Annotated in this window: 8 protein-coding genes and 2 pseudogenes; 3 read left to right on the plus strand and 7 right to left on the minus strand. The window is 67.0% G+C overall.

What is annotated here, in order from left to right:
• Nucleotides 1-191: 191 nt before the first annotated feature.
• Both ACZ7GZ_RS36575 and ACZ7GZ_RS36580 read right to left on the minus strand, forming a co-directional pair.
• Complete coding sequence (locus ACZ7GZ_RS36575) at nt 192-1,043, minus strand: oxidoreductase (RefSeq protein ID WP_471031140.1); 852 nt, start codon at nt 1,041-1,043, stop codon at nt 192-194.
• A 130-nt stretch (nt 1,044-1,173) separates the two neighbouring features.
• The gene (locus tag ACZ7GZ_RS36580) at nt 1,174-2,055 is read right to left on the minus strand and encodes a helix-turn-helix transcriptional regulator (protein ID WP_471031142.1); all 882 of its coding nucleotides are present in this window, start codon (nt 2,053-2,055) and stop codon (nt 1,174-1,176) included.
• A 264-nt stretch (nt 2,056-2,319) separates the two neighbouring features.
• Here ACZ7GZ_RS36580 and ACZ7GZ_RS36585 point away from each other — a divergent pair.
• Nucleotides 2,320-2,517, plus strand: a pseudogene (locus ACZ7GZ_RS36585) (hypothetical protein); the annotation flags it as partial.
• Nucleotides 2,518-2,654: 137 nt separating this feature from the next.
• Here the strand turns inward: ACZ7GZ_RS36585 and ACZ7GZ_RS36590 are convergent.
• The 4 genes and pseudogenes from ACZ7GZ_RS36590 to ACZ7GZ_RS36605 all read right to left on the minus strand — a co-directional run bounded on the left by ACZ7GZ_RS36590 (nt 2,655) and on the right by ACZ7GZ_RS36605 (nt 4,772).
• Entirely contained in the window at nt 2,655-3,383 is a 729-nt protein-coding gene (locus tag ACZ7GZ_RS36590; RefSeq protein WP_471031144.1) for an ISL3 family transposase, read from the minus strand.
• Nucleotides 3,384-3,473: 90 nt separating this feature from the next.
• Complete coding sequence (locus ACZ7GZ_RS36595; RefSeq protein ID WP_471031157.1) at nt 3,474-3,614, minus strand: hypothetical protein; 141 nt, start codon at nt 3,612-3,614, stop codon at nt 3,474-3,476.
• 210 nt (nt 3,615-3,824) lie between these two features.
• Nucleotides 3,825-4,007 (minus strand): annotated as a pseudogene (locus tag ACZ7GZ_RS36600) (transposase family protein); the annotation flags it as partial.
• Nucleotides 4,008-4,079: 72 nt separating this feature from the next.
• Nucleotides 4,080-4,772, minus strand: a complete 693-nt coding sequence (locus tag ACZ7GZ_RS36605; RefSeq protein ID WP_471031145.1) for a DUF6193 family natural product biosynthesis protein — start codon at nt 4,770-4,772, stop codon at nt 4,080-4,082.
• A gap of 354 nt (nt 4,773-5,126) precedes the next feature.
• On the opposite strand from ACZ7GZ_RS36605, the gene ACZ7GZ_RS36610 reads away from it, so the two are divergent.
• Together ACZ7GZ_RS36610 and ACZ7GZ_RS36615 are read left to right on the plus strand one after the other, a co-directional pair.
• Nucleotides 5,127-5,822: a glycerophosphodiester phosphodiesterase gene (locus ACZ7GZ_RS36610; protein ID WP_471031148.1), complete on the plus strand. Its 696-nt coding sequence runs from the start codon at nt 5,127-5,129 to the stop codon at nt 5,820-5,822.
• Nucleotides 5,823-6,741: 919 nt separating this feature from the next.
• Nucleotides 6,742-8,076, plus strand: a complete 1,335-nt coding sequence (locus ACZ7GZ_RS36615) for an alpha/beta hydrolase family protein (RefSeq protein ID WP_471031151.1) — start codon at nt 6,742-6,744, stop codon at nt 8,074-8,076.
• A gap of 444 nt (nt 8,077-8,520) precedes the next feature.
• Here the strand turns inward: ACZ7GZ_RS36615 and ACZ7GZ_RS36620 are convergent.
• Nucleotides 8,521-8,969 (minus strand): hypothetical protein (locus ACZ7GZ_RS36620; protein WP_471031152.1); only part of this gene is annotated, 449 nt, incomplete at its 5' end.

The following is an 8,969-nucleotide window of genomic DNA, read 5'->3' on the forward strand; positions in this document are numbered from 1 at the left end:
ACATCGCCGAACCCACCCGCCTGGCCGGGGACTTCTGCCTCATCCCCGAATCCTCCGACGTCCTGAGGGACATCGACTTGGCGAATGGCTACGGATGGCGTCATGTGTCGGATGTGGCGCTGTCGCTGTCTCCGGATGGGTCGGTAGCCACAGCGCCGTTACCGGCCGCTGTCCTGATGAATTGTCCAGTGTCAGGCGACTGTTACTCCGCCTTCGGTGGAGTCGGTGGAGCGGCTGAGTTCCTCCCAGGCGTCGAAGTCGTCCTGGACGCGCTGGCGCCCGGCGGCGACCAGGCGCAGCGCGTCCGAGCCGAGCAGGATATGCACGGGAGGCTTCTCCACGTCCAGGAGGGTGAGGATGGCGTCGCCCGCGCGATCGGGGTCACCGATGCCCTGACCCGCGAGGGCCTGGCGGCGGGTCCGGATCGGGTCGAACAGTGCGTCGTAGTCGGCGATGCTGCGTGGTGCGCGGACCAGTGACCTACCTGCCCAGTCGGTTTTGAAGGCGCCGGGAGCTACGGCGGTGACCCGCACGCCGAACTGGGTGACCTCTTGGGCGAGGGTGTCGGTGATGCCTTCCAGGGCGTGTTTGCTGCCTTCGTAGAACGCCAGTCCGGGGAAGGTGGTGTGCCCGCCCATCGAGGTGATGACGAAGATGTGGCCGCCGCGCCGTTCCCGCATGCCGGGCAGGACCGCTTTCACGGTCGCTACCGTACCGAATACGTTGACCTCGAACTGGCGGCGCAGATCGGCCATCGATGACTCTTCGAAGGTGCCTTCGAGCCCGTAGCCGGCGTTGGCCACGAGCACTTCGATCGGGCCAAGTTCCGCTTCAGCGGCCCGCACCGTGGGGTCGATCCGGTCCGCGTCGGACAGGTCGAGGATGAAGGCCCGGGCGCGGTCGGGGTCCAGTGCCTGGAAGGCGGCCGCGTGCTGCTCGGTGCGTACGGTGCCCGCGACCCGGTGCCCGGCCGCCAGGGCTCGCCGGGCGATGGCCAGTCCGAGGCCGGTGCTGACGCCGGTGATCAGGAATGTCTTGCTCACTACGGGTGTCCTTTCGTGGATGAGTGCCAGGCCGCGGGACGTGCGTGGGCACGGCGGCATCGACCCCGCGGGGACGGCGGCGTCGTGTCTGGGTGGTGTTGGTGCTGGATCGGCCCGGTTCGGGCGGTGGTCAGGACTCGGCGGCGGTGTCCCGGGGAGTCGCGGTGGCGGCTTCGCTGCCCCAGCTGGCCAGCAGTCGCAGGCGCTCCTGAGATGGCGAGCCGGACGGCGCGCAGTAGACGACGAGCGATTGGCCCGGGTCGGCGACCGAGGTGAAGATCTCGTACTGCAGTTCCAGGTCACCGGCGACAGGGTGGTGGAGGCGTTTGAGGCCGGTGCTGCGTTCCTGGACGCGGTGTTCCGACCACCACGCCGGGAACTCGGGTGAGCGCATCATCAGCTCACCGATCAGGTTGGCGATGCGCTGGTTTCGCGGCTGGGCGGCGGCGGCCAGCCGCAACCCGTGCACGTAGTCGCGGGCGACACGTTCCCAGTCGCACCACACCAGGCGAGCACGGGGATCCAGCAGCGTCCAGCGCGCCATGCTGCGTTCCCGGCGCGGCAGCTCGGCCACATCGGGAAACAGCAACGACCACAACGTGTTCCCGCCGACGACAGTGAGGTTCCGGTCGGTGACAAAAGCAGAAGTCAGAGCCAGATCCATCGCCTCCAGCACCTGTCGCAGCGCCGGTCGTAGCCGTGACGAGTGCTCGGCCCGGTCCTTGTGCCCGGCTGTGGTGCCCGCGAGGGCGAACAGGTGCCGCCGCTCGATGTCATCGAACCGCAGCGCGTCGCAGAGGGCATGCAGTACCTGTTCGGACGGCTGCCGGGCGCGGCCTTGTTCCAGACGGGTGTAGTACTCGATACTCACCCCGGCCAGCTGCGCGACCTCCCCGCGCCGCAGACCGGCGACCCGGCGACCGGCGCCGAACTCGACCGGCAGACCGACCTCATCCGGCGTGAGTCCAGCACGGCGGGCCCGCAGGAAGTCGCCCAAGTCGTTTTTACCCATGCCCTAAGTCTGCTCGTCACCCAGTCGATCACCAAGGGCATAGCTGGCCCTGCCAGTACTACACACCAGGTCGTGCGAGGCCGTGAGACTCGGCAAGGTGCGCCGAGACCGCTGCGATGTCACAAAGACCGCACCACACGGCCCTGCCGTGCGACCTTCTCGATCACGACACCGGTCAGAGACGGAAACCGGAGTTTCAGCGGTTCAGGCGTACGATCCCCCACCGTGAAGGGCTACCCACCTCCGTGATCGTTCACGAAAGTGCCGAAGGACCAACAGTTCATGACCGTCGACCATGGGCAGGGGGACGTCGCCTTCCACCGCCACCCCGGCGCGGAGGTGCTCTTCACTCTTCCCGTCGAGGCTTTCGTGTACGACCCGGAAGAGACCTTGTGGAATGGAGCGGCGGCTACCTGACCCCGGACACGGCCGTCGTCACCCTGGACGGTGAGCGCCAGGACGACTCCACCGCCTTTCCCATCGCCGCACCGGGAAGGCTGACGGGCGGCGCTGCGACGGGCGTTCCCTCCCACACGGAACTGAGCGTTCAGTTGGCCAGCCGGGCCATCTACGGGGGTCTGACCGGTCTTCCGTGATGCCTACGGCTGAAGGAGGACGCGGGCTCTGAGCAGAGCGAATGAGGCTCGACCGTACATTTGCCGCTTGATCGTTCTAATTCTGTTGACGTGGCCTTCGACTATGCCGGAGCTGTAGGGGAGGGTGAGACCGGCGGTGACGGCGTGGAGGTCTTGGCGGATGGAGTCGGCGAAGGTGTCGATGGCCTCCGGGCCGCCCAGCTCGGCCTTCTGAATCCAGCCCCGGAGTAGGTGGCCGCGGCGATGGCGAAGCATGTCGGTGAACTCCCGCGCGAGGTCACAGGCCAGGGCAATCTCCGGGCAGGCATTCCGCACAGCGTCGAGCTGGGCAACGTCGGCGGGGTTGAGTATCTCCTGGGGGCGCATGATCCATGAGGTGATGTCGCGAAGACGCGGAGTCACCGAGCGGGCAGGGACCGCGATGCCCTTCCGGATGGCCATCACGTAGCGATTCACTACGTGGTATCCGCCGGTGTAGCCGAGGGCGAGCAACTCGCGACAGAGCTGCATCGAGCTGGTGCAGCCAGCCCGGAAGCGGTGCTGCATGTGCTCGGTGAACGGGTCGAGGACACCGTGCCCGCGGTCCTGCGCCGAGGCGAGAAGCCCTGCCAGTTCCTTGTTCCGGTAGCGTCGGACCGTCTTGCGGTCCAACTGCAGGCGGCGGCCGATGGCGTTCAGCGACAGGCCGGTGGCGGCGAGTTCGTTGACCTCCGCACGGCAAGTCTTCTCCACAGCCGTCGAGAGGTTCTGGAGAAGGTGGCCAGCGATCTGCCAGCTCCAGCGCGTCCGGGGCGGCCTGCCTAGTGGCCTTGGTGAATGCCATCAGGCGGTCTCGGCAGACGATTTCGGCGCCGGGTGCTCCTGCCTGAAGGTCTCAATGTCGACGAGGACGCTGCCGTAGGTCCGGCCCTTGCGGAAGGCGAACTCGTCGATGCCGAGTATCCGCGGTGCCCTGGCTGACACAGGTGGTGCTTTGAGCTGCCCAGCAGTGCAGTGCGTCGGCCATGGAGTCGCAACTTCGTGCAGAGGCGTTGACCCGGACGGTCCTCCAAGCTCCACCGCGACTGTCCTCATGGCTGACCGCGCCGCGGTCGAAGAACGGAGTCGTGGCTTGGTCAGACCCGCCGCCTGTTCGACGAATGTACGACGCCTGCACCGACCCTGATCGCAGAAGCAGCGACGCACGCGGAGACGCACAACCATCTTCCGGCCGGCGAGGGGCGACCCGGCTATGTGCCGCCAGTGACGGCTGTGAACGCGCACGCCAGGGTGGTCGCACTGCGGACACGTCCCGGCCGGCGCGCAAGCGGCGGCATCGACTATCAAGGCTCCTTCAACCACCGTCAGCTGCCGCACAGCGAGCTTCAGCCCAGGGAAGAGAACTCTTCGAACGTTTCGGCCTGCATACTCCGCCTGCGCGTCGGGTGGCTAGGAATCCGGAACGGAAGCGAAACAGGCAGCGGCGACCTCAAGTGCCTCACTCAGCGAGGACACCTCACGCCAGAACTCACCCGGATACATGGTCACTCGATAGCGGCCGACCTCCAGAGGCCAGATCTTCACAAGGCCCGATTCCAAGTCGAATGGCGTCCGGCACAGCATCAGACTCCTGTGGCTGATGTCTGGCCAGAACCTCCGCAGTTGAGAGTGTGCGTGGGCCGCCACAAGGAACGGTCGATCACGCAGGTGCCACTCGCTGGAAAGCAGCTCACGCCACTTCGCCGGAGCAGGGTCACCATCCTCGAACGCTTGCGCCAGCTCGCTCCAGCTCATGAACGGAAAGCGGTCGCGCAGCTCCCGCAGACTGCCACCCTGGTGCCACAGATTCGCGGCCCCCACCGCAGCGACAAGGTCGTTCGTCCACCCCTCCGAGGACGCGAAGCCACGGTGGCGGAGGATCCGTATGCAGAAGGAATCCTCCGCGCAAGGGGACACAACGACCGTTCCCCGATCGGTGCTCACCTCGGCGCCGGCGTCCCATCCCGAGCGAGTCCGCACCTCGCCCAAGTCGAAACCTTGAGCCAGTGCGATGTGCTCGATGCGCCGCACCAGATCCGCAGGCGACGCCGGATCGGGATCGGCCGCAACCCGCATCTCCGCCTCTTGGTCACCTGTTGTCATGTCCGTCCCCGTGATTGAGATGCCCCTTTCCTGCACACGATATGCCGCTCCACATCGGCATCGATCGGGTCCCCTGCCGGGCGTACTCATCACAGAAGACCGGTCAGAACCATCAACGGTGCTCAGTCACAACTGCACCGTCTGCGTATGGCCACTGCTCCTTTCGAGCGAGGCCCAATGCACCCGTCCCCCTTGGGGCGCGCTTCGGCGCGGTCCAGGTGGGCCGAGTGCGCGGCCGGATGGACCCATTGGGCTCGGGTGCTCCGACGGTCGGTCGCCCGCCGGCCGGCTGGCGGGGGTACGGTGCTCGTGTGGCTGCCCCGGACCAGCACACCACCTTAGGACGGCAACCAAGTGTCTTTCTTCACCATCGGCCACCGCGGTGTCATGGCCGCCGAGCCCGAGAACACCCTGCGCTCCTTCCTGCGGGCCGAACGCGAGGGGCTGGACGGCATCGAACTGGACCTGCACCTGAGCAAGGACGGGGAGCTGGTCGTCATGCACGACGAGACCCTGGACCGCACGACGGACGGCTCCGGTCCGATCGCCGACCAGGAGTTGCGGGAGCTCAAGAAGCTCGACGCCGGCCTCGGCGAGCGGATCCCCACGTTCGGGGAGGTACTGGACGCTGTCGGGCCGACGCTGCCGATCCAGGCGGAGATCAAGGACGTGGCCGCCGCCCGGTTGCTGGCCAAGGTGCTCGCCGACCGCGACCTGCTGGACCGGGTCTCGGTGCTGTCGTTCCACGACGTGGCCCTGATCGAGATCCACCGACTGCTGCCGCAGGCCCGCACCGTGCTGGTGGCAGGCCCCAGCGCGCACCGCGACACCTTCGTCGGCCGCGCTCAGAAGGTCGGTTCCACCCTGGTCAGCGTGGAGCTGTGCCAGCTGAACCAGGCCATCGTGGACAAGTGCGGCGCCGCCGGCATCGACGTCATGGCCTGGACCGTCAACGACGAGCGAGACCTGGCGCTGGCCCGGGCGCTCGGCCTGGTGGGCTGCGTGACCGACCAGCCCGGCATGAAGCGACTGGTCGAGGCCACGGCCTGACCTCAGGGTCCGGGACCGAACCGGCCGCCCGTGCGGCCAGACGAGAGCATGGACGCCGTGGTCGCAGTCCCCCGCCAGGGGGAACCGGAACCACGGCGCGTTCTCCGACGTCAGGGCCACGCTGGGCACCCAGCGGGACAACCACCGGATCTGGCTGCCACTTCTGGTGACCCATGCACCTGACCAGCGCGCAAGCTCGAGCCTCACTCCGGCGCACAGGGCAACGCGGCCGTCATGACCGCCCTGCTGCAGCCCGTCGCAACCAAGAGCGACCCACCCGCCGTCGGACCTGCCAGTACTCCAGTGCGACTTCGTGATCTATCCGGTAAACACGGTCTGGCCGACCTCGCCGTGGTCACCCTCGACCGACTCGAAGCCCCCATACACACCCGACTCAAGCGCCTCCAGCACCGGCCTGACCCTCGCGAACTTGCAAGTCCGAGCATCGTGGACCGAGGTAAGCCAGGCTCCAACAAGCACATCTTGTCCGATGCAGCCGGGCTGCCCCTCGGTGTCGCCCTCTCGGCCGCCAACATCCACGACAGCCTCGCACTGAAGCCGATGCCGGCCCACATCCACATCAAACACCGCACGCGTACACCCCCTCTCCAGGCCCACGCGGCTCCACGCACACAAGGCCTACGACGTCCCCAACCTGGTGGCTCGTCGGTTGCCGCCGGCCACCCCACCGCCACGACCGTGATCCCCGCAACTACCTGTCCTCCTCACCACGCAGGACACGCTCTTGGTGACGAAGTCGTTTGCATCAGCAGTTCACCGATGGCGTGGTGTGGTGATCGCCTGAATGCACTTCGGTGCTTGCGGTGCCTCTGGAGGGTCGAGCAAGGCAGAAGCCGTGTACGGTGTGCCGAAAAATGATCTACGGTTCCACGAACGCTGACCTTCTCAGGGGGATCCCATGCAGCAACGTCGACCCCGCGACCGCCATAGAGCGATAGCCAGAGCGATCGGTGCGGCGGGCGCGCTGGCCATCGTGTTGGGCGCAGGGGTGGCGCCGGCAACAGCCGCCGAGAAGCCTTCCGTAACCGCGACAACAGCCGAGTCCAACGGGTACGCGCCCTGGGCGCCTGAGAACGATGATGTCCGTGTCCACCGCAAGGCCGTCCCCCAGGCCGTTCCGCGCAGCAAGGCTGATCCTTCGCCCCTGCAGCTCAATCTTCCCGCGCCGACCGGGCGTTCCGCGGTGGGCATGGTCGGCCTGCACCTCGTCGACAAGTCTCGTACGGACCCGTACGTTCCAGGCAATCGTGTACGCGAGTTGATGGTGTCGTTGTGGTACCCGACCTCCTCCCCGTCCGGGCACTATCAGGCGCCGTGGATGTCGTCGGTGGCGGGGGCCCACTTCCTCAGCACATCGCTTGGCCTGACGCCGCAGCAGGTAACCGTGCCGCGAACCGCTGGCCATGTGCTTGCCCCGGTCGACACCAGGCACGGCAAGCTGCCCGTGCTGCTGTACTCGACCGGGCTGCACTCGGACCGTGCGATGGGCACTGCTCTCGTCCAGGATCTTGCCAGCCGGGGTTACCTCGTCGTCACCGTCGATCACACGCATGACGCCAACGAGGTGCAGTTCCCCGGCGGCCGGCTCGAGGTCAACACCATGCCGGCGGGCGCGCACTCCTCGGATACGCTCAAGGTGCGCGCCGCCGACATCCGCTTCGTCATCAACCAGCTCGGCACCATCGCCAAGGGAGGCGACCCGGACGCCGGCCACGCCAAGCTTCCCACCGGGCTGTCGCACGCCGTGGACACATCCCGCATCGGGATGTTCGGCTTCTCGCTGGGCGGCGGCGCGGTCGACACCGCCATGCAACTCGACCACCGGATCGACGCTGGCGCCGACCTGGACGGCCAGTTCTTCGGCTCGGCGCCGAGCAAGGATCTTGGCCGCCCTTTCATGCTGTTCAGCTCGGGCACCCACAACCGCAACAATGACGGGTCGTGGCGCACGTTGTGGTCGCACCTGAAGGGATACCGGGTCGACCTCCAGCTCCACGGTGCCACCCACCTGACTTTCTACGACAACGCGGTGCTGGCCCCGCAGTACGCGCCCCTGGTCGGCTGGTCCCAGACCACGCTCCAGCAGTTGTTCGGCACGATCGACCCCACCCGTGCGATCAGGATCCAGCGCGTCTACCTTGCCGCTTTCTTCGACCGGACGCTGCTTCACCAGCGTCGTCCTGTGCTGGACGGGCCCAGCGGAGACTACCCCGAGATCTCCTTCGTCCGCTGACCCAAGCTGGCAGGGATGAACACATGAGGCCGAAAGCGACGGACGGCCTGGAAGTCGGCGCTGACAGCGCAGTCAGCCGTCCGCAGCACCTGGTGCAGGGCGACGGGGCAGGCGGGCCAAGCTAACCGCCGACAAGCTGTCCTGGTTGCCGTAGCGGGCTGGCAGTTGGCCGACGGGGAGAGGCAGGAGATCCGCCAGTAAGTCGTGCTCTCCGCTTGTGCCCGCCGCCGGGCTCGGTCTGGTGCGTGCCCGTCGCGCGGCCGACGCCCCCAGGGCCAAGCGGGCGTACAGAAAGGCCTCAAACGGAAATCCGCCGCTCATGGCGGCACACGAGAGGTCGACTATCTGCTGCGCCTGCTCCCGAAAGAGCCCTCACTGCACAGACACCGCTTGCGTACGTTCTTCCGGCTGGCTCGGTCGGCCCACGCGGCCCCAGTTCCCCGTCTATCCGTCCTGGGCGAATCCGCCGGGGTCGCGTGCGATGCGTACGAGCAGTCGACTGGTGGTGTGCCGACGGAATTCGCCGCCTAGATTGAACCCCTGCTGCTGTACCTTGGCCGCCAACTCCGGAGTGAATCCGAAGTCCTTGGCCGACTCGACGACTGCGGAGGCTTGCCCCACAGTGCCGTCCACCAACGTACGGACCATGTCGCGAAGGATCGGCTCGGTGGCCAGGAAGGGGTGCGCCAGGGGATCGGATTCCTTCCGTTGCTTCGCAGAGGGAAGACGTTGCCACCGGTAGGTTGCGCGAGCGTGGTTGTGCCAGGAGAAGGCGGTTTCGGCACCCGCCTGCCCTAGCTTGATCTTTAACCTGTGCGGCGGGGTCGTGGGGTCGTTGACTTCTTCGTTCGCTGCTTCGTCGTCGGTGTTTTGCGGGGCGTGTGCACGTCGTG

The sequence above is a fragment of the Streptomyces sp. NPDC037288 genome (assembly GCF_055603265.1).